18 protein-coding genes are annotated in these 23,949 nt (G+C 74.5%); 4 read left to right on the top strand and 14 right to left on the bottom strand.

What is annotated here, in order from left to right:
- Positions 1–305: 305 nt before the first annotated feature.
- Complete coding sequence (locus tag RM572_RS12980) at positions 306–1,283, top strand: helix-turn-helix transcriptional regulator (RefSeq protein WP_037790409.1); 978 nt, start codon at positions 306–308, stop codon at positions 1,281–1,283.
- Between the two features lie 60 nt (positions 1,284–1,343).
- On the opposite strand, the gene RM572_RS12975 is transcribed toward RM572_RS12980, so the two are convergent.
- Together RM572_RS12975 and RM572_RS12970 are read right to left on the bottom strand one after the other, a co-directional pair.
- Complete coding sequence (locus RM572_RS12975; protein ID WP_311673475.1) at positions 1,344–1,625, bottom strand: hypothetical protein; 282 nt, start codon at positions 1,623–1,625, stop codon at positions 1,344–1,346.
- Entirely contained in the window at positions 1,622–2,995 is a 1,374-nt protein-coding gene (locus tag RM572_RS12970; RefSeq protein ID WP_394813603.1) for an amidohydrolase, read from the bottom strand. Before RM572_RS12970 ends, RM572_RS12975 begins: the two co-directional genes overlap by 4 nt.
- A gap of 194 nt (positions 2,996–3,189) precedes the next feature.
- Here RM572_RS12970 and RM572_RS12965 point away from each other — a divergent pair, with 194 nt between their 5' ends.
- Complete coding sequence (locus RM572_RS12965; RefSeq protein WP_023529351.1) at positions 3,190–3,366, top strand: thiazolylpeptide-type bacteriocin; 177 nt, start codon at positions 3,190–3,192, stop codon at positions 3,364–3,366.
- A 168-nt stretch (positions 3,367–3,534) separates the two neighbouring features.
- Here RM572_RS12965 and RM572_RS12960 read toward each other — a convergent pair whose 3' ends face one another.
- The 11 genes from RM572_RS12960 to RM572_RS12910 all read right to left on the bottom strand — a co-directional run bounded on the left by RM572_RS12960 (position 3,535) and on the right by RM572_RS12910 (position 20,699).
- Positions 3,535–5,583 carry a TOMM precursor leader peptide-binding protein gene (locus RM572_RS12960; RefSeq protein ID WP_311673473.1) on the bottom strand — a complete coding sequence of 683 codons (2,049 nt, stop codon included), beginning with the start codon at positions 5,581–5,583 and terminating at the stop codon, positions 3,535–3,537.
- Entirely contained in the window at positions 5,580–6,335 is a 756-nt protein-coding gene (locus RM572_RS12955) for an ABC transporter permease (protein ID WP_136183351.1), read from the bottom strand. The genes RM572_RS12960 and RM572_RS12955 overlap by 4 nt, the downstream gene beginning before the upstream one ends.
- Before the next feature lie 62 nt (positions 6,336–6,397).
- Positions 6,398–7,279, bottom strand: a complete 882-nt coding sequence (locus RM572_RS12950) for an ABC transporter ATP-binding protein (protein WP_311673616.1) — start codon at positions 7,277–7,279, stop codon at positions 6,398–6,400.
- 113 nt (positions 7,280–7,392) lie between these two features.
- Positions 7,393–8,442 carry a M50 family metallopeptidase gene (locus RM572_RS12945; RefSeq protein ID WP_311673615.1) on the bottom strand — a complete coding sequence of 350 codons (1,050 nt, stop codon included), beginning with the start codon at positions 8,440–8,442 and terminating at the stop codon, positions 7,393–7,395.
- Between the two features lie 95 nt (positions 8,443–8,537).
- Complete coding sequence (locus RM572_RS12940; RefSeq protein WP_311673472.1) at positions 8,538–9,647, bottom strand: lantibiotic dehydratase C-terminal domain-containing protein; 1,110 nt, start codon at positions 9,645–9,647, stop codon at positions 8,538–8,540.
- Positions 9,644–12,439, bottom strand: a complete 2,796-nt coding sequence (locus tag RM572_RS12935; protein WP_394813599.1) for a lantibiotic dehydratase — start codon at positions 12,437–12,439, stop codon at positions 9,644–9,646. Before RM572_RS12935 ends, RM572_RS12940 begins: the two co-directional genes overlap by 4 nt.
- 7 nt (positions 12,440–12,446) lie before the next feature.
- Positions 12,447–14,084, bottom strand: a complete 1,638-nt coding sequence (locus RM572_RS12930; RefSeq protein ID WP_311673470.1) for a nitroreductase family protein — start codon at positions 14,082–14,084, stop codon at positions 12,447–12,449.
- 56 nt (positions 14,085–14,140) lie between these two features.
- Entirely contained in the window at positions 14,141–16,156 is a 2,016-nt protein-coding gene (locus RM572_RS12925; protein ID WP_394813598.1) for a TOMM precursor leader peptide-binding protein, read from the bottom strand.
- Complete coding sequence (locus tag RM572_RS12920; protein ID WP_311673469.1) at positions 16,143–18,350, bottom strand: TOMM precursor leader peptide-binding protein; 2,208 nt, start codon at positions 18,348–18,350, stop codon at positions 16,143–16,145. The genes RM572_RS12925 and RM572_RS12920 overlap by 14 nt, the downstream gene beginning before the upstream one ends.
- Positions 18,351–18,354: 4 nt before the next feature.
- On the bottom strand, positions 18,355–20,406 hold the full coding sequence (locus tag RM572_RS12915) for a BTAD domain-containing putative transcriptional regulator (protein ID WP_311673468.1): 2,052 nt from the start codon (positions 20,404–20,406) through the stop codon (positions 18,355–18,357).
- A gap of 5 nt (positions 20,407–20,411) precedes the next feature.
- Positions 20,412–20,699 carry a hypothetical protein gene (locus RM572_RS12910; protein WP_158687344.1) on the bottom strand — a complete coding sequence of 96 codons (288 nt, stop codon included), beginning with the start codon at positions 20,697–20,699 and terminating at the stop codon, positions 20,412–20,414.
- Between the two features lie 285 nt (positions 20,700–20,984).
- Between RM572_RS12910 and RM572_RS12905 the strand changes: the two genes are divergently transcribed.
- Positions 20,985–21,407 (top strand): hypothetical protein, encoded by a 423-nt coding sequence (locus RM572_RS12905; RefSeq protein ID WP_311673466.1) that lies wholly within the window; start codon positions 20,985–20,987, stop codon positions 21,405–21,407.
- A gap of 126 nt (positions 21,408–21,533) precedes the next feature.
- On the opposite strand, the gene RM572_RS12900 is transcribed toward RM572_RS12905, so the two are convergent.
- The gene (locus RM572_RS12900) at positions 21,534–22,271 is read right to left on the bottom strand and encodes a DUF4232 domain-containing protein (protein WP_311673465.1); all 738 of its coding nucleotides are present in this window, start codon (positions 22,269–22,271) and stop codon (positions 21,534–21,536) included.
- Positions 22,272–22,545: 274 nt separating this feature from the next.
- Here RM572_RS12900 and RM572_RS12895 point away from each other — a divergent pair, with 274 nt between their 5' ends.
- Positions 22,546–23,826 (top strand): transcriptional regulator, encoded by a 1,281-nt coding sequence (locus tag RM572_RS12895; protein ID WP_311673613.1) that lies wholly within the window; start codon positions 22,546–22,548, stop codon positions 23,824–23,826.
- Positions 23,827–23,949 lie beyond the last annotated feature (123 nt).

The raw sequence follows: 23,949 nt of genomic DNA, 5'->3' as shown, positions 1-23,949 counted from the left end.
CGGGCCCGCCGCCGCGCGGACGGGACTGTTGAATCTGCGACAACTTCGTTGTCCATCGGGCAACTTGAGCACCGCGCGTGGCCCTACGAACCGGTACCGCCACGCAGAGCGAGGACATCGATCACGGTTCGTCCACAGGTTCCACTTCTGTTGCCTCCTCGCACTGCACCTGTGGCTGTTCACGGCATACGCTGGCCTCGACCCGCCCGGCGCTCTGCTCGCGCGCCGTGGTGCTCGCCCGACCAACGAGCCACACCACCGGTTCGCCATCCGAGCAGCAGGGGGCCGACTTGGGTACCAACATGATGTCAGTCTTCGGCATCTCCGCGGAGGAAGAAGAGATCTACCGGCACTTCCTCCGCCATCCCGGCACCCCCGCGGACGACCTCCACGTGAAGATGCACATCGACGCGCCCGTCGCGAAGCGGGCGCTGGAACGTCTCCGGGAGTTCGGCCTGGTGCGCGACAGCGGCGAACGCCACGCGTACACCCCGACCAATCCCGACATCGCCATGGCCCGGCTGATGGACCGCCGCCTGCACGAACTCCACGAGGAGATCATGCGGGTGACCCAGTCACGCTACGTCATCGATGCTCTACGCGCGGAGATGGGCTCGCGTACGCCCGCCCCGCAGGGAGTGGAGCAGCTCACCGACCTGGCCCAGATCCGCAGCCGGATCGACGACCTGGCGTTCTTCGCCCGCGAGGAGATCCTCTCGGTCGAGCCCTACACCGAACTCACCCCGGCCAACATCGACCACGCCCGGCCGCTGGACATGCGCTGCCTCAGACGCGGGGTGCGCATCCGGAACGTCGTGCTGCGCAAGGCGACCACCCACCCGCCGACCGTCGCCTACCTGCGGGAGCTGGCGCACAAGGGCGCACAGATCCGCGTCGCCGACGACGCCTCCGAACGCATCCTGGTCTACGACCGCCGGGTCGCCCTGGTGCCCGTCGACCCCGGCGACACCTCGCGCGGGGCGCTGCTGGCCCACGAGAGCGGCCTGGTGTGCAACATCATCGCGCTCTTCGAGAAGATCTGGGACCAGGCCGAGGACCTGCTCACCGCCATCAGCGAGCCGGACGGCACACCGACGCTCTCGGAGATGGAGCGCCGGGTGCTCGCCTCGATGGTGTCGGTCGGCAAGGACGAGGCGGGTGCGCGGGAGCTGGGGATCTCCGTACGCACCTACCGCCGGCACGTGGCCGACCTGATGCGGGTGCTGGGCGCGGCGAGCCGCGCCCAGGCGGCGCTGCTGGCCCGCGAACACGGCTGGGTCTGATCCCGGGCCCGCCGAGGCGGGCCCGGTCCTCCACGGGGGCGCGCGGCCGCGCGCCCCGGGTCAGGTCTCGGCGAACCAGCCACGCATGGCCGGGTCCGCCATCACCTCCTCCACCTCGGTGCGGACGGCGTCACAGCCGTCGGTGCTGCCCAGCATCACGTGCAGCACCACACGGTCCCGTTCGACCTCCGGCAGGCAACTCCAGTGGGGCGGCAGCAGTCCCAGAAGCCGGACGACCGTGGTCTCTCCGCCGGGAGCACAGGGCTCCCGGCGCACCACCACGATGTCCATGAAGGCGCAGCTGAGGACCGTACTGCTGTCGGCCCTGGTCACACTCGTCATCGGCACGTTTCCCCCTCCGGAACGTCCAGAATCGCTTCGGCGCCGTCGCACATCGCCGCGATGCCCGTGGGCAGCGCGACACGCACGTCCGGCGCGAACTCCGGTGCGTGATTGGCCGGAACGCCGCGCGCTTCGCCACGCATGCCGTACGCACCGTCGGCATGCGCTCGCGCGGCGGCCCGCCATGTGCGGGCCCCGGTCACCCCCAGCATCCAGTACGCGGTACGCACTCCGGCAGCGCCGTGCACGTCCGCGCCCGCGGCCCCGAACCAGGCAAAGTCCTCGGCCGCGGTTCCAGCCTGCCACGGGAGTACCCGCTCCGTCCCCAACAGACGCGCATGGCCACCCCGCAGGGTGGTCGTCAGGTCCGCGTCGGGCTGCAGGACGGGTGAGCGCGCGGCGACGGCGAACTCCGGTTCGCGCGGGCAGCCGCCCGCCGCGCACTCGCCGCGCACGATCCGTTCGACGGCCGTCTCCATCCGCGCCAGCGCGCCCGGGGAGAAGGCGCGCAGGCCGACCGACAGGGCGGCCGACTCGGGAACGACGTTGGCCCGTTCGCCCGCGTGCAGCGCGCCGACGGTCAGCACGGCCTGCTCGGCGGGCGCGGCCTCCCGCGACACCACGGTCTGCAGGCGCAGTACGGCCGCGGCGGCGGTGACCACCGGGTCGACGGTCAGCTGCGGCGCGCCCCCGTGCCCGCCGCGGCCGTGGATGCGGACGTCCAGTGCGGTGCTGCCCGCCAGCACCGGTCCGTCGCCGTGGGCGACCGTGCCCGCAGGCAGCGGCGCGGTGTGCTGGGCGAGCACGACGTCGGGGACGCCGAAGCGTGCGTAGAGGCCGTCCTCCAGCATGGCCCGGGCGCCGTCCAGGGTCTCCTCGGCCGGCTGGCCGACGACGAGCACGGTGCCGCGCCAGCGTTCGCGGCGGGCGGCGAGCATCGCCACGGCGCCGTACAGCGCCGCGAGATGCAGGTCGTGGCCGCAGGCGTGCATCACTCCGGGCACCGAACTGGCGTAGGCGAGGCCGGTGTTCTCGGTGACGGGGAGCGCGTCCAGCTCGGCGCGCAGCAGCACGGTGGGGCCGGGCGGGCGTCCGTCCCCGTTCCCGTCCCCGTCCCCGGAAGGGGCGGACGTCAGGACGCCGACCACGCCGTGCCCGCCCACCCCCCGCGTCACCGTGCAGCCCGCACGCTCCAGGGCGTCGGCGAACCGGGCCGCGGTGCGCGACTCCGCACCGGACAGCTCGGGATGGGCGTGCAGGTCCAGGTACAGCTCCAGGGCGGCGCGCAGGACGTCGGAGGGCACGGCCGGACCGCGCGGGCCGGGGCCCGGGTCCGCGCCCGCCGGGTCCGCGACCGCCGCCGTGGCCATCAGCGCCTCCTTCGGGTACGCGTTCCGAGCGTGCTGCACGCGTTGCGCATATGCCGAGCAGTCCGCTGACACCGGTTGTCAGCGGTGTGACAGCGGAAGCCGTGCGGATCTGCCAGTGGCGCCGGGTCCAATGGTTCCGACGCCGGGGCGCGCAGCCGGAACAGCCGGCCGCCGGCGCGACTTGAGGAGACACCATGGCTGAGAAGACGCAGCTCGCCACGCTCGCCGACGAGATCCTGGAGCTCGAGTCGGAGACCTTCGAGATCTCGGACTACTCCGACGCGGCCGAGGTCGTCCTGGCCGGTTCCACCTCCTGCTCGTCGACCTCGACCTGCTCCAGCACCACCAGCACCACCTCCTGCAGCGCCTGATCCGGTTCCCACCGGACTCGGGTATCTCAGGTACCCCAGCGGCCCGTTCCCGTACCGCCGTCTCCGGCGCGGGAACGGGCCGCTGCCGTGTGTGGCGGCGACGGGGAACGGGGCCTGCGGGCCGCTCTGCTGACGTTGCGGGTGCGGCACGGGAACTCCCCTCGGGGGTTACGGGAACGGGTGCGGTACGCGTTTGACGTCGGCTGCCGGAAGGTCGTCGGCCCGTCTGCCCGCCTGTCTGAGCCCGGTGAGCAGCCGGGGCGTCCGCAGCACCCGCTGCCGGTTCCATCCGAAGTCGAGCGGCAGCAGCCCGGGAACGGTCGCGCAGACCGTGTGCAGGCCCATCCGCCGCTGCTCGGGCGCCGTCTGGTCCACCGCGATGACGTCGTGGCCGGCGTCGGCCAGCGCGTCGACGAGCAGCCGCAGGTCGTCCACGAGGTCGCCGGTGCGCGGCCGTTCGCGGTGCCAGTCGGCGAACAGCTCCGGGATGCCGCCGCGTCCGGCCGGTTCCAGGAACTCCCGCGAGTGGTGCGCCATGCCGGGCAGCCCGTGCAGCTGGGCGTGGTCCTTGAGGTGCAGGACGCGGCCGAAGTCGGCCGCCATGGCCTCCAGTTCCGCCTGCCGCTCGGTGACCTGGTACGGCAGGTGCGGGATGTAGGTGAGCACCTCGGAGAGCGCGGACTCGACGGCGTCCTCCGGGTCGAACCCGGCGGCGGCGCCGAAGGACAGCGTGCCCGGGCCGCCGTCCCGGCGCACCGCGAGCCCGGTGACCACGGGGACCGGCAGGTCCATCCGCGTGTCGTAGGCCCGCACGTCGTAGCCGTGCATGCCGGCCCGGTCCAGCAGCGACCGCACGGTGCGGCCGGTGCAGGAGCCGAGGTCGATCTCGGTGAGCGGGGTGCGGGTGTGCCAGGCCAGCAGGAACGCGTCCCGCTCGATCAGCTCCAGCAGCGCGAACAGCATCGCCTCCACCGGACTGCCGCCGGTGGCACAGCCGTTGGAGCACTCGAAGACGAAGTTGTCCGCCGCGACACCCGCGCTGTAGTGCACCAGCCGGGCCGGCACCAGGATCGGCCGGTCGTCGCGCAGCGAGTGGCCCCACAGCCAGGGGATCGCCCGGGCCGGGTCGAAGGGGCTGACCATGGGGTCGGTGGCGTAGGTCTCCGGGGCGTAGAAGCCGCACGCGGCGGGGTCCAGCACCGGCTCCCCGGCCGACCGGAGGGCGTCGAGGGAGGCGACGACGGGCTGTTCGGGACGACGGCGGTGGGTGCCGGCGTAGCGTTCCAGGCCCTCCAGGTAGGTGAGCAGCCGGCTGGTGGTGTAGCGGCTGGCCTGGCCGCTGAAGGTCACGTCGTTGAGCCCGGCGTAGCCGCGTACGAAGACGCTGCCCGCGACGGGGGCGGTGGTGGTCGAGGCCGGGTTGATCCAGGTGCCCGAGCCGAGGGCGCCGCACACCGGGTTGGCCAGCGCGTCGCCGGGTAGCGGGAACGACTCCAGGGGCCGGACGCGGTAGCCGTCCGGGTCCGGCTTGGGCGCCGGGCCGAGCGGTATCCGGCCGGCCTCGGGGGTGTCCGGCACACGCTGCACGCAGTGCGGGCACAGCGGTTCGGGGAGCATCGGGAAGGTGGCCAGCGCGAGCGTGGCCAGGTCGACGCGGGTCACGCGCGGCAGCCCTTCGGCTCCGGGTGACGCCGGCACGGCCCGGGGCGGCCGCAGCGCGGCCACCGGACCGGCCGGGGCCGGGTCCGACTCGTGGACCGGGCCGAACGCCGACGACCAGGCGGCACGTACGGCGTCCACCGCGAACGGCGTGAGCAACGGCCAGTCCTCGGCGCCCTGCAGGGGCTGCCGGCCCTCCAGGGCCTCGCGTTCGGAGCGGCTGCGCAGCCGCTGCCAGCGCATGCCGAGGCACCGCCCGCAGCCGGGGGCCTCCGCCTCGCCGCCCCACGGTCCGATGAGCACGGCGCGGGCGGTGAGGTGCACGGTGGCGTGCGGCCGCACCGCGGCGTACGGGTCGCCGGCGGCGTCGCCGAGCACGTCCGCCGCGCCGAGCGGCACCACCAGCGGCTGCGGTCCGGCGTCGGCGGCGCAGGCGGGGAACTGCACGTAGCGGGGGTCGAGTTCGCGCTGCAGGTGGGCGCGCGCGGACTCCAGCGCGCGCGGCCCCGGGGAGGCGGCGGCGTCCGCGGGCGGCGGCACGGTGGGCGTCGTCGTCATGCGCGGTCGCTCCAGCGGAAGGTGCGCAGCGCGACCAGCCCGAAGAGGACGGTGAAGCCGGTGAGTCCGGCGCAGGCCAGCGCGACGTCTGCGGTGCTGCCGTCACCGAGCAGCGCGACGGACACGCCCTCGTTGAACCAGCGCAGCGGGAGCACGTGGGAGCCGGTCTGGATCCACTCCGGCATGGCGTCGATGGGGAAGAACGCGCCGGACAGGAACGCCATCGGCACCATGATGCAGTTGGCGATCGCGGCGACGGCCTCCGGCGTCTTCCCGTACGTGCCGACGATGACGCCGAGCGCGAGGAACGCGGTCACGCCGAGGATCAGCACCGGGATCATCAGCAGCACCCGGCCGTCGACCTCCAGGCCGAACGCGGGAAGCATCGCGACGCCGACGAACAGCACGGTCTGCGCCACGCCGACGGCGAGCGCCAGTACGTAGCGCGAGCCGAGCACGGTGGGCAGGCGGGTGGGCGTCATGCGGATGAGGCGCAGCAGGTCGTCGCGCCGCCACTGCATGAGGACGAAGCCGATCCAGAACACGGCGGAGTTGGCGACGCCCCAGGAGAGCACGCCGGGAGCGATGTAGCTGATGTAGGGCTTTCCGCTCTGGTCGACGTCCTGGCCGGAGAAGATCAGGCCGAAGACGACGAGGAAGAGCAGCGGGAAGGCGAAGGAGAAGAAGAGGGTGGTCTTGTCGCGCGTGTAGGCCCGGTAGCCGGCCGTGGTCAGCGCCGCGTACGCACTCATGGGCGTTGCTCCGTGTCGGGAAGGGGTGGGCGTGGGGGGTGTGTCGCCGTGGCGGGGTGCGGTCAGCGGTCGCCGGTCGCGGTGAGTTGCAGGTAGACGTCCTCCAGGCTGGCGGTGCGGGTGCGGACGCCCTGGAGCCCGGCGACCGCCTCGACGGCGCTGAGCAGGGGGCCCGCTTCGGTGGTCTCCAGCACCACCACGTCGCCGTCGACCTGCACGTCGAGCACGCCGGGGAGTTCGCGGGCGCGGGCCTCGGTGAGCCGGTCGGCGGGCACGAGCAGGCGGGTGTTGCCGCTGCCGGCGGCGACCAGCCGGGCGGGCGTGTCCAATGCGGTGATGCGGCCGTTCACGATGATCGCGACGCGGTCGCACAGCGTCTCGGCCTCGTCGAGGTGGTGGGTGGTGTAGACGATCGTGCGGCCCTCGCCCTTGAGGTCGCGCAGCACCTGCCACAGGTCGCGGCGCGCCTGCGGGTCGAGGGCGGCGGTGGGCTCGTCGAGGAAGATCAGCTCCGGGCCGTGCACCAGCGCCGAGGCGATGGCCAGCCGCTGCCGCTGGCCGCCGGACAGTCCCTCCACCTGGGTGTCGCCCTGTTCGGTGAGGCCGACCATGGCCAGGGTGCGTTCGGCGGCGTCGCGGGCGGCGCCGTACAGCGCGGCGACGGTCCGCAGGTGCTCGCGCGCGGTGAGGCGGACGAAGAAGGCCGACGCCTGGGTCTGCAGGCCGATGCGGGGCAGCAGCGCCAGGTTGCGGGGCCAGGGCGACGTGCCGAGGACGCCGACGGTGCCGGCGTCGGCCTGCCGCAGCCCCTCCATGATCTCCACCAGCGTGGTCTTCCCCGCGCCGTTGGGGCCGAGCAGTCCGAGGAACTCGCCGCGGCGGACGGTGAGGGACACGCCGTCGACGGCGCGGGTGTCGCCGTAGCGCTTGTGCACGTCGGTCAGTTCGACGGCGGGCTCCGGGCCGGTACCTGCGGCGGCGGCCGTGTCGGGCCCGGTGTCCGCGGCGGCGGCCGTGCCGGGGGGTGGCGTGGGGGTGGTGGACACGTGGTTCTCCTTCACGGGTGGAACAGCGAGGCGACGAGCAGGGCGGCGAGGACCGCCAGCCCGGCGACCACGGCGGTGGAGCCGAGCCCGTAGGCGGTGTAGACGGCACGGGCACGGCGCGGGTACCGCTTCGCCGCGGGGTCGCGGCGCAGGGCGAGGCGCAGGTAGTCACGGCTGGAGGCGGCCAGGGCGGTGGCGCCGGCGGCCTGGCTCACCACCTTGTAGCCGTCCAGCGGCGGCAACGGGAGCAGCATGGCCAGCGCCTGGACGGTGCCGATGAGCAGCAGCCCGGCCAGCCCGTCGCGGGTGGCGTCGTCGACCGGGACGAACAGCCAGAGCGCGCAGAACGGCAGCAGGAACAGCAGGTTCGCCACCGCCCCGGCGACGGCGGTGAAGATCCGGTCCCGGCGGCGGGGCAGGAAGAGGTAGTTCTCCACGCTGCAGTACATGATCGGGACCGGTTTCCAGCGCAGCCCGATCTCGCCGACGGTGCCGCCGAAGCGCACGGCGACCACGCCGTGCGCCAGTTCGTGCAGAGCCGTGGACAGCCACATCAGCAGCGCGGCGCCGGTGATGAGCACCGGGTTCGCGAACGTGGCGGCGGTCCCTTCGAGCACCTCGTCCGCGCGGAGCACCAGCATCGTCTCCATGGCGAGCACGGCGGCGAGCAGCGGCAGCAGGCAGAGGGGGTGCAGCAGGAAGCCGACGGCGCGGTGCAGCCGACGGGCGGTGGCGTCGGCGTCGGCGACCATGCGCAGCGTGCCGGTGGACGGCTTCGCCTCCTCCTCCGGCGGGTCGGCGGCGGGGCCGCCCACGAGCAGGCCGCGGCTGCCGAGCAGGGTGAGCAGCTGGGTCCAGTTGCCGTCGCCGAGCCGCCGCCCGAACGCCTCCGCGTACCCGCGCCCCAGCTCGGCCAGGGTGCGGGTGCCGTCCATCCGGGAGAGCAGGTGGTGCTCCCGCGGGCCGAGTTCGAACGACCGGCCGTCGCCGGTGTTCTTCACCAGGTGGACGAAGCGGTCGCCGCGCAGCACGGCGTCGCCGAGCAGCACCCCGGGCCGCAGTTGCGGGCGGTACTCCGCGGCGGCTCCCGGCCGCGGGTGCGGGCCCGGCGCCGCCTCCGGCGCCGCGCCGCCCCCGGTCCGCTCGGCGGGCGCGGTCACGTCGCGCCTCCGGGGCCGTCCTCCCGCAGCACGCGGTGCAGCACGTGGGAGAGGTAGGCCTCGTCCCGGATGGTCACGTGCAGCCGGTTGTTCGTCATGTGCATGTACGGGGAGAGGAGGACCTTCAGGGCCCCGTCCGGGTCGGTGATGCGCTTCTCGCGCGCGCCCTTGTCGAAGCCGAAGACCAGTGCGCCGTCGGCCGCCAGTTCCCGCACCCGGTCGCGCAGTTCGCGGCAGTGCGCGGCCCAGCCGGCGAGGAAGTCGGGCAGCTTCTCGTCCTCCCCGGCGGCGAGCGCCGAACGGATCGCGCCGAACATGCGGGACAGCGACGGCGCCGTGGCCGCGTAGTTGTTCTCGTACTCCTTGTCCCCGATGAAACCCGTGCCGGGGAACGCCTTGTGCCAGAAGTGGTAGTAGTCGTCCAGGAAGTCCGCCAGGTCCTCCTCGTCGGGCAGGAAGCAGGCGGCCATCACCATCATCAGCTGCGCCGACGTGCCCAGCAGCACGGTGCGCAGGTGCAGGTTCTTGGTGCGGAAGGCGTCCAGGACCAGTTCGCTGGAGTACCGGAAGTGCCACTCGGCCAGCTCGATCCCGGCCGGGCCGCCGTACTTGGCGTACTCCGGGTCGTACGGCATGGCGTGCCGCGAGTTGTTGGGCCGCAGGTTCATCCGGCCCTCGTCGTCGGTGTACGGGCTGCGTTCGGCGTCCGGGAACTCGATGTCGAACAGCGCGTTGTAGAACTCGTTGAGGAAGCCGGTGTCCACCTCGTACAGCGCCGGGCGTTCGGCGAGGAAGGTGTCGATCGCCTCCTCGGTGCGGCGCCGCACCTCCGGCTCCGCCTCGGGCGAGGACGGCCGCACCCGCAGCCGCACGTGCGGGCCCTCCAGCCAGTAGTTGATGAAGAACCAGTTGGCGAGCAGCCCGTCGGCGTCCAGTTCCCGCACCAGCGGGCGGACGCACTGGAGCAGGAGCGGGCGGGGGTTGGCGGCGTAGAAGACGTGGGTGGCCTGCCAGGCGCCCCGGTGCTCCCCGCCGGACGCGGCCCTCGCGGCGGCGTCCGTACCGGCGGGGGCTGCGGTGCCGGAGGCGGTCACTTCGGCGTTCACGTGCGGGTCCTTCCCTCGGGGGCGGGCGCGGTCTCCAGGGCCATCTCGGCGACGTGCCGGCCGCGTCCGGAGACGGTGTGCAGGTCGTCCTCGTCGGGCAGCGCCTCGCGGAACACCACGCGCGCCTCCGCCGTGCGCAGCAGCGCCTCGAAGGCGGTCAGCGAGAGGTGGCTGTCGAAGTCGACGTACTGCGGCTTGGCGCTGGTCGCGCCGCGCCCGCCGCCGTCCGAGACGGTGGCGAACACCCGGTCGGGCAGGCGGTGCCGGCGGCGCCAGCGGTGCCAGCCGAGATACCAGTCGGCGTCGGTGACGCCGGGTCCGCGCAGCGGGAGCGCCGAGGCGGGCGCGCTCCAGCTGCGCCGGCTGAGCACCACGCTGCCGTGCCGCACGCGGGGGCGCGTGGTCACCCCCTCGTCCGGCTCGCCCGGCGGGACGCCGCCCCAGACGTCGAGGCGGGTCATGGAGGTCGGGGAGAGCAGCAGCAGGGTGCGCGGGATCTCCGGGAGCGCCAGCGGGACCAGGTAGCCGAGGTAGACGGGGATCACCTCGCGGTCCAGGCGGGTGGAGCGCAGGACCAGCCGGTCGGCGTCGGCGTCGTGGACGATGTACAGGTCGTCCAGGTGCAGCCGGTGTTCCTCGGGCACGCCGCCGGTCTCGCCGGGGCACACGATCTCGTAGTCCAGCAGCCGGTCGTGCAGGTTGAGGTTGCTGGTCACCGGGCCGCCGGTGATCTCTGCGAAGACCGCGCCGTCGGGCGCGAGCCGCCGGGTCTCCTCGCGCAGCCGGTCCGCGAGCCCGTCGAAGCAGTGCGTGAAGCGGCTGAACGGGAACGACAGGCCGCCGTAGGAACGGTTGAGGACGACGAGCGGGTCGCCGGGCCGCTCGGCGAGCTGCACGTGGTGGCTGAGCGGCGCGAACGCCGGGGCCACGCCGTCGAGTCCGCCGGCGACGGCGTCGAGGAGGCCCTCGCCGATCTCCACCTCGGCGACGCCCGAGCCGGCCGCTGACGCGCCGCTGCGCTCCCACACCTCGCGCATGCCCTCGAAGAAGGTCTGCCGGGCGGTGTCGAGCGCCTTGATGCGGGGCAGCCCGAGCCAGTTCTCCTCCGGCACGTACCGGCCTTCGGCGTCGAACGTGCTGCGCTTGGCGGTGAAGGAGATGTACTGGTCGAAGAAGTCCTCGTGGAAGTCGTGGACCAGCTTGAGCAGGTCGTCGCACCGCCCGCCCTGGCCGAAGCGGGCGGTGAAGAAGCCCTGGAACGTCAGGCGTTGCGGCAGCGTCACGTCGAAGGCGGGCAGCGCGCGCTCCACGTCCCGCAGCGGCTCCCCGGCGATCCGGCTCCAGGCGGCCAGGTCGCAGCCGGACGGCGCGACCGGGGCGGCGTCCTCGTAGAGCACGGTCTGCGGGACGCGCGGCTCCCCGGCGCCGAGCCCGCGCTGGATCGCGGCCAGCGAGTCCCGCAGTTCGGCGAGCAGCGTGCGACGCCGCGCCGGCGTCGCCCCGGCGAACTCGTCGATGCGGGCGAGCGGTCCGGCCAGGTCGTCCGCGAGGCTGTCGGCCCAGTCGCGGTCCAGACCGCGCAGGGAGGCCTGGAAGGCGCGCAGCGGGTCGGTGTCGTGCACGCCGATGCGCAGGCAGGGCACCTGGAGCATGCCCAGGTCGAGGAGGGCGGCCAGGTAGCGGTCCACGTCCTCGGCGGTGGCGTCCGGCTCCTCGTCCGCGAGCAGGCCGCCGAGTTCGCCGTAGCGGATCTCCGGGCGGCGCTCGAAGAAGGCCAGCATCCTCTCCAGCGCGCCGCTGCGGCGGAGGAAGAACAGCCGGTCCTTGACGCTGTCGAAGGTGACGGCGGTGTCGTCGTCGCCGGTGGTCACCCAGCGGCGGACGTAGCGGACGCGGTCCTCGTCGTGGCCCCAGCCGGAGGCGAGCGTCACGGGCAGCCCGTCGCGGCGTTCGGGGTCGTCGAGCACGGTCTGCGCCACGCGGCCGAGGGCGACGACGTTGAGCCGGGTGTGGCTGGTCCACACGTCGTCCACCCGGATCTGCAGAGGGTCCGCCCCGTCCGCCCCGTCGTCCCGGGGGCCGTCGGTGAACTCGCCCAGCGCGAGGCCGGTGAAGGTGGAGAACGGGCTGGTCTTGCAGGCGGTGCGGTAGAGGTAGGCGAGGAGGGAGCGCTCGATCTTCCGGTGGCGCTTCTCCGCGCCCTTGTCGCGGCTGCCGTCGGCGCGGACGGGCGGACCGGCGGCGTAGCCGTCGACCTGGGCGTCCAGGGAGGGCGAGGCGAGCAGCAGGCCGCCGGCCAGGCGGCGTTCGCCGGCCAGGGCGCGCAGTTCCGTGCGGGTGCGGTCGAGTTCGCCGGCCAGCACCTCGGCGCCGTCCGCCGTACGGGCCACCAGGTGGCGGCGGTCGGCCAGCCAGGCGGTCAGCTTCTCGGCCACCCGCGCGTCCAGTCCGGCGACGAGCGCGACGGCCGCCTCCGGGTCGTGCGGCAGGCGGTTGTTGAAGAGTTCGCGGCGCAGTTTCAGCAGCCGGCGCCGCACGCCGCCGTCCTCGCAGCCGCCCACCAGATCGTGCAGCAGGTCGCCGACGGCCTCCCCGGCCGCGCGGGACCGCGTCGAGGCGTCCAGCACCTCGTCGGCCCACTGGCGGCTCCCGGGGCAGCGCAACCGCTGCACGGTCTCCACGGGCAGGCCGGCGACCCGGAGCACGAACGGGCGGTGGAACAGCTCACCGGTCACGCCGGTCTCCTCCTGGTTCGGTTCCCGGGTCGCTTCCCGGGTCTGAGCGGTGGACATGCGGCCGTCACGCGATCTCGAAGTGGAAGGCGGCGGGTTCGGGCCGTTCGTGGCCGATCATCATGATCAGCAGCGGCGCCTCGTCGGTGCCGGCCAGGCCCAGTTCGTCGGTGTAGGAGACGTTGTCGAAGCCGAGCGCCACACCGCAGCCGAGGTCCAGCGCGGCGGCCGCGGTGTAGACGGCCTGGGAGACGGCGCCGACGGTGGCGCCGACCAGCCGGTAGCCGCGGTCGCCGACCGCGTCCAGCACGGCGTGCGTGCGGACGGTGGGCACCAGCACGGCGCCGGCCTGCTCCAGGTTGTAGTTGGACAGGAAGTAGTTCTCCTGGAGGAAGGAGCCGGGCTTCCCCTCGCGCACCGGCCGCAGCCCGCCGGCCTCCGGGTCGTACAGGTAGCTGCCGGGCGCGACGTCCTCGACGTGGTTGACGAAGACGAAGGTGCGGGCCAGCCGGACCGGCGAACCGCCGCCGGGGCCGCCGGAGCAGTCGCCGCCGAGGCGGGCCCCGGCGTCGGCCGCCGCGAGGGTGGCGGCGAGCTGGTCGGCGGTCACCGGACGCCGGGCGTCGAACCGGCCGAAGCTGCTGCGGCGGCGGCGCAGCGCGGTCCGCACGTCGGCCTCGAGCGGGCGCGGCGCGGGCAGCGGCCGCAACGCGGCGGAGGCGTCGGGGGCGTGCGCCGCCGCGGACTCCAGCGCGCCGGGCGCGGGGCGGTCCTCCGCGCGCCCCAGCGTGGCTTCGTGCATCGCGCGGACGTCGTCGAAGGCCAGCAGGCGACGGGACTTCTCGACGTCCCGGTGGCGTACGGCGGCCGGTGCGGGAGCGACGCGCGGCGTGCGCGCCTGCGGCCCGGCGTCCGGGTCGGAGTCCTCGGTGCGCCGCCAGCGCAGCGGCACCACCGCGAACACGCCCTCCGCGTCGCCCTCGACGCCCAGCAGCCGCGCCATCCGCTCCTCGTCGAACCACAGCAGCGGCTCCACCTCCAGGCCGCGGGCCCGCGCCCAGATGCGCCACGTCTGCACCAGCGCACCGAGGTCCATGGACACCACGTGGAAGCAGAAGTTGTTGTACTTGAACGCGTTCTGCCAGTACTTCACGCCCAGCACGAGGTAGTGGTCGGCGTCCGCGCCCGGGGCTCCGTCGCCGCCGAGGGCGGCCCGCACCTCGCCGGTCACGTCCCCGGTGAGCAGGCGGTGCATCGCGTGGTGCCGGGTGGAGTAGTAGTGCAGCCCGGGGGTCACCGGGCCGCTCGTGCCGGAGACCCAGTGGATGCTCACCGGGTACAGGCCGCCACCGGAGGCGGAGCCGCGCGACCAGTTGGCCAGCGGGTAGAACGGCAGCGCGTTCAGGTCGGTGTTGGCCTGCACCGCCAGTCGCCGCCCGGTCAGCCCGTAGGAGTCCCGCAGCATGCCGGACAGCGCGTCCAGGTCGAACCCGTCGTCCGGACCGGCCGGTTGCGCTGCCGCCAGGCCCCGGTCGACGTGCGCGTCCGCCGGGTAGCCGCCGGCGGGCAGCGGCAGCCGGTCCACGCCGGGGTAGTGCTTGCCCTTGCGCGGGCCGTCCGCCCAGTCGGGCACGAAGTCCGCGGGGTCCATCGGGACCCGGCCACGATGGAGGATCGCGGTGGCGTAGTCATGGGCGAGACCCACGGGTGCTCCTTGCTGCTCGTGGTCGGGCCCTGCGGGGCGCCGAGGGGGTCGGACGGTCAGGGGAAGGGGTGCGGGGCGGGGTTGAGGTCGTCGGGCGTCAGGTCCTTCTCGCGCAGTCCGGCCTCGCGCAGCGCGGTGCGCAGCCGGGGCATGCCCAGCGCGCGCTGCCGGGTCCAGCCGAAGTCGATGGGCAGCAGCCCGGGCACCAGGACGCTGACCGTCCGCAGGCCGAGCCGCCGCTGCTCGGGCATGGTCTGGTCGACGACCACCACGTCGAAGCCCTCGGCGGTGACCGCCTTCACGCAGGTGAGGAGGTCCTCGCGCAGGTCGTCGGCGACGGTCGGCACCGACCCGTCGCCGTACAGGTCGGCCATGCTCCGCCGCGCCGGGCGCGGTGCGCCGGGGCGGCCGAGCAGGAAGTCGGCGTGCCGGCCCATCTCGGGGATGCCGTACGCCAGGGGATGGTCGTGCAGCGCGGCGACGCGGTGGAAGTCCGTGGTCATGGCGCGCAGCCGTTCCTCCTCCCGCTCGGTGCGGCCCTGGAGGTTGACGGCGTCGGTGGCGATCTCGCAAAGCGCCGCCGCCAGCGCCGCCTCGGGGTCCAGCCCGGCGCCCGCGCCGAAGCACATCCGGCCCAGGCCGCCGTCGTGGCGGAGCGCGACTCCGGTGACGACCGGCACGGGGAAGGTGATGCGGGTGTCGAAGAAGCGCGCCTCGTAGCCGTACATCTCCAGCCGGTCGACCATGTGCCGGGTCGCGGCGCTGCCGCTGGTCGCGGGGTCGATCTCGGGCAGGGCCGCGCGCCCGTACCAGCTGAGGAGGAAGGCGTCCCGTTCGACGACCTCCATCAGCCCGAAGTAGACGGCCTCCTCCAGCGCGCCGCCGGAGGCGCAGCCGTTGGAGCTCTCCTGCACGAAGCGGTTCTCCAGCCCCGGCGCGTGGTAGTACGTCAGCACCTCGGGCACGAGCAGCGGGCGCTCGTCGCGCAGCGACCAGCCCCACACCCACGGCACCTCGCGGTCCGTGGTGAAGGGGGTGATGTGCGGGTTGGCGCGGTGGAAGTCCTCGGAGTAGAGACCGCACACCCGCGGGTCGACGGCCGGCACCCCACGGGCCCGCAGACCGTCCAGCGAGTCGCGCACCGACGCCGTACGGGCCCGCGCGCGCATGCCCGCGTACCGCTCCAGCCCCTCCAGGACACCGATGCGCATGCTGGTGCCGAAAGTGTCGTCGTGGCCGCCCCAGAAGGTCTCGCGCAGGTAGTCGCCCGAACGCATGGAGAAGCAGCCGATGGTGGCCGAGGTCGAGGTGGACGACACGTCGTGCACGATCGACGGTCCCAGCGAGCCGCACACCGGGTTGGCGTAGGGCTCCACGGGCAGCGCGTACTCCCCGATGCCGCGCACCCGGAACGAGCCGGGCGACTTCTTGGGCGCGGGCCGGAGCGCGAGCGTCGCCGCCTCGGCGGTGTCCGCCTCCGGACGGGCGCAGCGCGGGCACTCGGGGTCGGGCACCAGCGAGTGGCGGCGCACGGTGAGGCTTTCCAGGTCCAGCACCTGCACCCGGGCGTAGGGGTCGTCGGGCGACGGGGCCGGCCCGGTGGCGAGGCCGGTCACCAGGGCGGCGACGGCGGCCGCCGCGTACGGGGTGCCGTACGGCGACTCGCCCGCGGCCCGGGTGCCGCCGCCGATCTCCAGCGCCTCCCGCAGCGTGACGGACCGTACGGCCTGCCAGCGCCGGGCGAGGCACTGCGGGCAGGCGGGCGCGCCGGGGGCCGGGCCCACGACGACCTGCCGCCCGTACACGTGCACCGGCAGCGGCACGGCGGCCGGCGTGTCGGCGCCCGTGCCGGGGACGGGGTGGGCGACCGCGTCCGCCGCACGGCCGGCCGGGCCGTCGGCGGCGAACGCGTCGGCGACGCCGAGCGGCGCGACGGTGACCGGCGCCCGGCAGCCCAGCTCCGCGAGGGCCGGGCCGAGGGCCGCGGCGAGCGCACGGCAGGACCGGTCCCACGGGGCGTCCGGGACGGCTGCCCGGGACGCCGGCGCGTCGGCGACGTCAGCGCTGGGCACGGGCACCGTCCTCCGGGCCGCCGGTGAGCAGGACGCGGGCGGTGTGCACGCCCGCGGTGCGCAGGTCGGCGGGGGTGGTGGGGACGTGCAGCACGTCGCGGCCCGCGGCGCGGAGCCGGTCGAGCACGGTGTCCCAGTCGGTGTCGGGGGCGTCGGCGGGCAGCTCCGGGTCGCCCTCGACGACGAGCGTGCCGGGGGCCAGGTCGGGCACCAGCGGGTCGCCCAGGTCGACGTCCCCCTGCTCGCCCGCCGCATCGCCCGCGGCCTCGTCCCCCACGAGCTGGGCCTGCCCGAGCAGGTCGCGCAGCGCGGCGCAGGCCGCGGCCTCGCGGTTCAGGTCGCAGCCGACCGCCCAGCGCGCACCGTCCGCCTCGCGGGCCAGCACCACGTGGGCCGAGGAGTGGGCGCTCTCGCCGAGGTCGAGCAGTTCGGCGTCGACCCCGATGGTGGCGGCGGTCTTCCGCAGGAACACCAGCTCCGGGTCGGCCTGTGCGACGGCGTCCCCCTCCGCTTCCCCGGCCGGGGCCGTCGTGCCGCTCTCGACGGCCAGCAGGGTCGGCCGGGCGGCGCCGCGCAGGGCGCGCAGCAGCGCGTCGTGGGCGAGCGCCGACAACAGGCCGGTGCCCGCCGCCTCCTGCGGGGTGGCGCCCGCGCCGGCGCCCGCGCGGGTCGCCGGGTGGACGCGGGTGCGGTTGTGCGGACCGAACGGCCGTACCGCCGCGGCGGGAACGCGTACCGGCTCCTTGGTGAGCAGCGACGACGCCGCCACCTCCCCGTCGCCGACGAGCGCGGGCGGCACCACGTGCTCGACGTAGACGGCCGCCGCCGCGTACAGGGCGCGGGTCCGGGCACCGGCCAGGTGGTGCACGTCGAAGGCGGCGATGCGGCGCTTCCCGCCCGCGCCGAGCGGCAGTTCGACCCGGCTGAGCTTGAGCGGGGTCTGCGTCAGGTCCTCGTCGTCGAAGCGCGTGAACACGCCCGCGTGCGGCCGTACCAGGGCGGTACCCAGGGCGTTGAGGTCCTCGACCGTCTGCTCGGCGTCCCGCGCGGTGGCGACGGTCGCGGTGCGCGGCAGCGCCAGCCCTTCGGCGAGCACCCGGGCGGCCCCGGTCTCCCCGGCGGCGTCCGGCGGCTCCGCTTCCGGCGTGCAGACGCGGCAGCGCGGGTGCGGGCGCAACGGCTCGGCGACCACGTCCAGCGACTCCAGTTCCTGGAGGAGGATCTGGCCGTCCGTCTCCGCGCGCAGCGCACCGGTGGTGAGGCGGAACACCTCGTAGCCGAGCAGGTTGCCGGTCATGGCGGCGACGGGCCCGTGCAGGCCGCCCCCGGCGACCGGTTCGCGCGGCGCGACCACACCCGCGATCACGCTCCACGTCTCCGCGGCGGCGTCCGCGTCGGTCGCCGCGCCCAGCCGCAGCAGCGCGCAGCCGAGGCAGCCCGTGCCGCCCGGGCGGCTGACCGGCCCGGTGACGGCACGGTCGCCGAAGGTCCAGGACGGCAGCAGCGTCCGGCCGTCGGGCACGCCCTCGGCCAGCAGCCGGTGGGCGAGCGGCGCGGCGCCGTCGCCGGTGACGACCACGACGTCGTAGCCCTCCAGCGCCGCCCAGTCGCGCGGCTCCGTCTCCAGGCGGTCGACGCGCGCGGGGCAGCCGCCCTCGGCCAGTGCGCGTTCCTCGGCGCCGACCTCGGCCGACGCCTCCTGCACGGCGATGTGGGCGCAGCCGTTGCGGAGCAGGCTGACGGCGCACCAGCGGGCGACCGGGCCCCGGCCCAGCACCGCGACCCGCGCCTCGCGGAAGCGGCGGAAACGCGCGGGCGCGCCGCCGGTGTAGTGGTCGATGTAGGCGATCTGCGGCGCGAACCGTTCGGCCGCGGCGGGATCGGGAACGTGCGCCGCGACGTCGTCGTCCTCCTCGGGGACGCTGCGGGCGAAGCCGCGGTCGTACAGCCGGTCCACCAGGCCGGCGGCCATGGCCCGCTGGGCGTCGGGGAAGCCCTGGCAGATGTCGGCCAGGCTGTGCCGGCCGTTCAGGTGCGGGACGAGCAGCGAGGCGAACCGGTACGCGGTCCGGCCGGTGAGGTGGAAGCCTCCGTCGGCGTTGTGGAACAGCACCCCGCCGGGCGTCTCGGTGAAGAGCACGTCGCGCCGGATACGGGGTCTGGTGCCGGCGAGGGCCTCGAACGCTGCTGCCATCTGGTCACACCTTCTGTGCGTGTCTGCGAGTCGGTCGGTGTCCGTGGGGGCCGGCGGTGCCGTGCGTGCGGACGGCGTGCCGCGCGAAGGAGCGGACGAGCGCGTGCATCCGGTACGGGCCGGGCGGCCCGTCCTCCAGCAGCCCGGCGTCCGCGAGGTGGTCCAGGAGGGTCGCCGCCTCCTCGGCGGCGTCCGCGTCGAAAACGGCGGCCGCGTCGTCCGCACGGAACCCGTCGGTGTCCGCGCCGTCGAGCGACCCGAGGCGCAACAGCGCCTCCGCGCACGGCTCTTCGAGCCGGCCGAGGGCACCGGTGAGCACCTCGCGGACGGACATGCGGGAGTCGCCGGGCAGCGAGAGGCGGCCGACGGGGTCCTCGGCGAGCCAGTCGGCGGCGTCGGCGAGGGGGAGCCCGGGCCGGGTGGAGAGCCAGGCGGTGGTGATGCGGAGCGCCAGCGGGAAGTGGCCGCAGGCCGCGGCGAGCCGGTCGGCCGCCTCCGGTTCGGCGTTGACGCGCGTAGCGCCGAGTACCGCACGCAGCAGCGCGCGCGATTCGTCGGAGACGAACGCGTCCAGACGGTGGACCCTGCCGCCGTGCGTGGCGATCAGTCCGGCGAGCCAGCGGCGGCTGGTGACGAGAGCGGCGTCGTCGGAGTCGGCGGGCAGCAGCGGCCGTACCTGATCGGCGTCCACCACGTCGTCGAGCACCAGCAGAACGGGGCCGCTGCGTCTGAGCCGGGCGGCGGCGATCTCGGCGGCCGCCTCCTCGGCGCTGCGCGCCGCGCCGTCCGGACCCACCATGCGCACCAGCAGCCGGCCGCCCGGGTAGCGGTCCCGCACCAGGTGGGCCACCTGCCGGGCCAGCGCCGTCTTGCCGATGCCGGGCGCGCCGCAGACCAGCAGGGTGGCGGGGTCGTCGCGGACGCCGGTGAGGTGCTCCGTCATCGCGGCCAGGTGCGCCGCCCGTCCCGCGAACGAGGGCACGCCCGCCACCTCGGACACGGCGGACGGCACGGCGGGCACCGTGACCTGCTCGCGCGCGGGGCTCCCCGTGGGGGTGCTCGCGCCCGGCGCGGCGTCCTCGCCGTGGTCCGCTACGGACTCCGCGGCCTCTCCCGTCGCGGCTCCGGCGGGGGCGGCGGCCGCCTCCGCGGCCGGGCCCGGCGTGCCGGTCGTGCCCTCCGCGCCGGCCTCCGGGGCCGGCGTTCCGGCCCCGGCGGGCAGCGCGAGCCGGCTCGCGCCGGGCCGGTGGCCGCGGGTCTGGCCGGGCACGGTCGCCCGGGTCAGCACCGCCCGCTCGCGCGGCTGCGGCGCGTCCAGCTCGTCGCCCCGCAGGATCGCCAGCTCCAGACGTTGCAGCGCCGGCGACGGGTCCACGCCCAGCTCGTCCAGCAGGTATCCCTTGATGGACCGGTACTCCGCCAGGGCCTCGGCCTGCCGGCCCGAACGGTACAGCGCCTCGATGAGCTGCTCCCGGAACCGTTCGTGCGCGGGGAACGCGCGGGTCGCACTCCACAGTTCGACGAGCGCCTGCCCGTACCGGCCGAGCAGCAGCTCCAGGGTGCAGGCACGTTCCACGGTGCGCAGGCGTTCCTCGGTCAGCCGCGGCACCTCGTCCCGGTGCAGCACGTCCGAGGGCACGTTGGCCAGCAGCGAACCCTGCCAGAGCGAGAGGGCGTCCTGGAGGGCGTACAGCTCGGCCTCCGGATCGTCCGTCAGCCCGGCCGCCGCCCGCACCCGCTCACGGAACGCGAGCAGGTCGAGCGTGTCCGGATCGGCGGTGATGCGGTACCCGCCCGGCACCGCGTCGATGGGGGTTTCCGTCACCCCGTGCTTGGTGAACAGCCGTCGCAGGCGCAGCACACAGGTCTGGAGCGCCGCCTTCGCCGTCGCCGGCTGGTCCGGGCCCCAGATGGTGCGCTGCAGGTAGCCGGCGGACACCACCGAGCCCGCCTGCAGCAACAGGGTGGCGAGCAGGATCGTCGGCTTGGACGGTTGCAGGACGACGGCGTCGTTCCCGTCGGTGAGGGTCAGCGGTCCGAGAAGCTGGAACCGCATGGCCTTTACTGCCAGCCGTTGACGTTCTTGCAGACCACGTCCGGCATCGCACCGGCCGAGGGCAGGACGCCCGTCAGGCCGGAGCAGACGTCGTCCACGACGGACTGCGAGACGGAGACCTCGCCCTGAAGGTGCTGCGGCGACGGGGGCGTTACAACGGGGGACGCCGCCGCAGCACCGGCTGACAGGGAGAACAGTGCCGCGGTGAGCACCGACAGAACCGCGCCGCGCCCCCGTCCGGCGCGAGTCGAACGCTGCCCGTCCGTCGTGCTGGATGTGGTCTGTGCACCCATCACTGTCCCCTCGAACTGCTGGTCTCAGGTCTGCACCGGTCCGTCCCGGCGGGAGAAGAGGATCTTCGTCCGGCCGACCGGCGCAACAGACCTTGCCAGCTGGGGCCGTGAGGGCCCATACGGCGACGTGTCAGGTTGCTGCATCCGTGAAGCAGGTTCTTGCCAGCGCTTACATGCATGAAAGGGCCCCTCACATCTGCATCCATAGCCCTAGACGCAAACATCAAGGCGCCCTAGACTTCTTGTCGGGCCTGACGAGCGGCACCGCGACGAAAGGGGACCACCATGACCCTCAGCTCGGAGAAGGTCGTCGCCCGGCGCGTACCCGAAGGGTGGCAGCTCAGCGCCGATGGCATCGAACCCTTCTTCACCCGCCGCCTCGAGGGCGCCCTCGAACGGGCCCGCGAGGAGATCGCCCTGGCGCGCGACGTACCGCCCGACTCCCTGCTCCCCGTCCTCACGTACGCGCTCGGCGACGCACTCGACCGCGCCCGGCGCACCACCGTGCAGGCGCAGGTGGACCTGCACAGGGCACAGCTCAAGGTGTCGTCACACCTCCGCTGGATGGCGGCGAGCCTCCGCGACGCCGGCCTCACCGGCCGGGACGCCGCCCGGGTACTGAACGTCTCCCCGCAGCGCTTCTCCCAACTCCTGCACAGCGAACGCCCCCAGTGCCCCGACCCGTCCTGCGTCACCTGCCACCCCTGACACCGGCCGGCCACCGGGCCCACACACGCCGGAGGGCACCTCGCAAGCGAGGGGCCCTCCGGGATGCCGGCACGCCACGCGGGGGCGTCCCCTGTGCGCCCCCGGGTGGCGTGCGGGCCGCCGGTGTCACCAGGTGAGGGCGTCGTCCCTCGACTGCTGCCAGTAGGAGACCCTGAGGGTGTCGTCGACGTGCACGCCCTTCGCGGGCAGCGCCGGGTGGGCGGGCGCGAGGCCGTCCCAGGAGCCGGAGCGGTCCTGGAAGTGGACGGCCAGGCTCTTCTCCGTACGGCCGTGCGTGCCGGTGCCGTCGGCGGCGGAGGTGGTGATCGAGGCGTAGCCGGACTCGCCCGGCGAGAGAGTGACGACGGCCTGCGGCTTGGACGACTCGATGACCGGCGGCACGGACTGGGCCTCGCCGAAGCGGACGGCCGGGTAACCGTAGAGGTGGCAGGTCTTGCTGCCGGTGTTCGTGACGGTGAGCAGCACGTGGTTCAGGGGGCGGCGTACGGGGGTGGCGACCGTCTTGGTGCCGGAGCCGTGGCAGGTGACCGCTCCGCTTCCGTTCGTGGCGGTGCTCGTGCCGTTCCCGCCCTTCCCGTCCTTCCCCTCCTCCCCGTCCTTGCCGGAGGCCGCGGAGTCCTTGCCCTCGCCCGGTTCCGTACCGCCGGGTGCGGACTCGTCGCCCTCCTCGGCCCAGAAGCCGGAACCATCGGACTCGGAGGCGGAGGACGAGGAGGAGACGTGCGCCGAACCGTCGTCCTCGACGCCCGAGCCGTCGCCGCACGCGGTGAGCGAGAGGGCGGCGAGCACGCCGGTCGCGGCGGCGGTCAGGAGGCGGGTACGGGAGCTCCGGATGGCGGTCATGTGGCTGTTCCCCTTCGATGGCGCGGTGGGTGTGATGCTTTGATGACCGGAGCGTGCGGGCTGACCTGTCCCCGTCGCCACGCCTGCCGGGCAGCCGGGGACACTGGAACGGAAGAACGGGCTCTGATCAGGGGAAACGCGCGAAGCCTGGAACGCGGGAACGGGACGCGCCGGGTGCTGTACCGGGAGGGGAACCACGTTGTCAGGGGCGAAGGACGGAGCAGGGCACGCCGGAGCGGCGGGCACCGCCGGGGAGGCGGACGCGTTCGCGCGCATGCTGCGGGGGCTGAAGGAGCGGTCCGGGCTGAGCTACGGCGCGCTCGCCCAGCGACTGCACATGAGCACGTCGACGCTGCACCGCTACTGCAACGGCAGCGCGGTCCCGGCCGAGTACGCGCCGGCCGAGCGGCTGGCGCGTAAGTGCCGGGCGACGCCGGAGGAACTGGTACAGCTGCACCGCCTCTGGATCCTCGCGGACGCGGCACGGGGCCGGAAGGGGCCGGGGCAGGCCGCCGCGGGCGCCACGACCGAGGCCGCCGCGGGCACCGGAGACGGGAAGCCCCCGCCGGGGCGGGAGCCCGCCGCGGAGGGACCGGCTCCCGTCGCATCCACCCCGGGCGGCGTACGCGACGAACCGGACGGCGACGAACCGGTCGTCAGCAGTACCGGCCCCTCCGCGCCCGTACGGCTCCGCAGGCGCCCCGCCGTGCTCGCCTCCGTCGCCGCGGTGGCCGTGCTGGGGGCAGTCGTGCTCGCCGTGGACCTGTCGTCGTCCACCGGCGGCGACAGCGGGAAGCGGAAACCTGCCGGGAACGGCACGGACACCGCCCGGGCGGGCGGGGAACGGCCCTCCACCTCCGCCTCCCCGTCGCGCGGCGGGAAGTCCGGCAAGCCGTCAGCCCCGCCCTCGGCGTCCGCCACCCGGGACACCGACGACTCCGCGGAGCAGCCCGGAGGCGTACCACTCAAGGTCTCCACCCGCCCGTACGTCTACAAGAACCCGTGCAGTCAGCACTTCCTCGTGGACAGCGAGCCCGAGCAGGTCGGCCCGCCCGCCGGCGAACAGGACGCGCCGCGCTGGGCCGCCGCCTACGGCGCGGTCCCCTCCGGGGAGCAGCGCGTGGCCCTCACGGTGCAGGGCACGGGGAGCGAGACCGTCGTACTGGAGGCGCTGCACGTACGCGTCGTCACCAAGGGCGCCCCGGTGGCCTGGAACGACTACTCGATGGGCGTCGGCTGCGGCGGCAACGTCGCCACCAGGTCGTTCGAGATCGACCTCGACGACGGCAGCCCGACGGTCACCGGCAGGAACGGGCAGCGCGACTTCCCGTACAAGGTCAGCGAGTCCGACCCCGAGGTCTTCTACGTCGACGCCCGCACCAAGGCGCACGACGTCCGCTGGGACCTCTCCCTGGACTGGTCCAGCGGCGGCCGCCGCGGGACGGTGCACGTCGAGAACGGCAGCACCCCCTTCCGCACCAGTGCCAACGCGGGCCGCCCGGGCTACGACTACCCGCTGGGCGGCAGCGAGTGGGTCGAGCGGACGGAGGGCTAGGGCCTGTCCGGCGGATCATGTGACTGTCGGGTCGATGGCTCGTTGTGCTCGGCATGGGGCGGGGTGATCTGAGTAATGCGGAGTGGGCCCGACTGGAGCCGCACTTACCGACGACGGGGCGTC

This window comes from Streptomyces hazeniae (genome assembly GCF_031845485.1).
Classification (GTDB): domain Bacteria; phylum Actinomycetota; class Actinomycetes; order Streptomycetales; family Streptomycetaceae; genus Streptomyces; species Streptomyces hazeniae.
The sequence above is the reverse complement of the archived record's forward strand: the minus strand, read 5'-3'. Positions and strand labels throughout refer to the sequence as shown.

Bases quoted from the DNA above. Each gene is read 5' to 3' on its own strand.
- RM572_RS12980 (WP_037790409.1), top strand. From the start codon at position 306: ATGTCAGTCTTCGGCATCTCCGCGGAGGAAGAAGAGATCTACCGGCAC.
- RM572_RS12975 (WP_311673475.1), bottom strand. From the start codon at position 1,625: ATGACGAGTGTGACCAGGGCCGACAGCAGTACGGTCCTCAGCTGCGCC.
- RM572_RS12970 (WP_394813603.1), bottom strand. From the start codon at position 2,995: ATGGCCACGGCGGCGGTCGCGGACCCGGCGGGCGCGGACCCGGGCCCC.
- RM572_RS12965 (WP_023529351.1), top strand. From the start codon at position 3,190: ATGGCTGAGAAGACGCAGCTCGCCACGCTCGCCGACGAGATCCTGGAG.
- RM572_RS12960 (WP_311673473.1), bottom strand. From the start codon at position 5,583: ATGACGACGACGCCCACCGTGCCGCCGCCCGCGGACGCCGCCGCCTCC.
- RM572_RS12955 (WP_136183351.1), bottom strand. From the start codon at position 6,335: ATGAGTGCGTACGCGGCGCTGACCACGGCCGGCTACCGGGCCTACACG.
- RM572_RS12935 (WP_394813599.1), bottom strand. From the start codon at position 12,439: ATGTCCACCGCTCAGACCCGGGAAGCGACCCGGGAACCGAACCAGGAG.
- RM572_RS12920 (WP_311673469.1), bottom strand. From the start codon at position 18,350: ATGGCAGCAGCGTTCGAGGCCCTCGCCGGCACCAGACCCCGTATCCGG.
- RM572_RS12915 (WP_311673468.1), bottom strand. From the start codon at position 20,406: ATGCGGTTCCAGCTTCTCGGACCGCTGACCCTCACCGACGGGAACGAC.
- RM572_RS12910 (WP_158687344.1), bottom strand. From the start codon at position 20,699: ATGGGTGCACAGACCACATCCAGCACGACGGACGGGCAGCGTTCGACT.
- RM572_RS12905 (WP_311673466.1), top strand. From the start codon at position 20,985: ATGACCCTCAGCTCGGAGAAGGTCGTCGCCCGGCGCGTACCCGAAGGG.
- RM572_RS12900 (WP_311673465.1), bottom strand. From the start codon at position 22,271: ATGACCGCCATCCGGAGCTCCCGTACCCGCCTCCTGACCGCCGCCGCG.
- RM572_RS12895 (WP_311673613.1), top strand. From the start codon at position 22,546: ATGCTGCGGGGGCTGAAGGAGCGGTCCGGGCTGAGCTACGGCGCGCTC.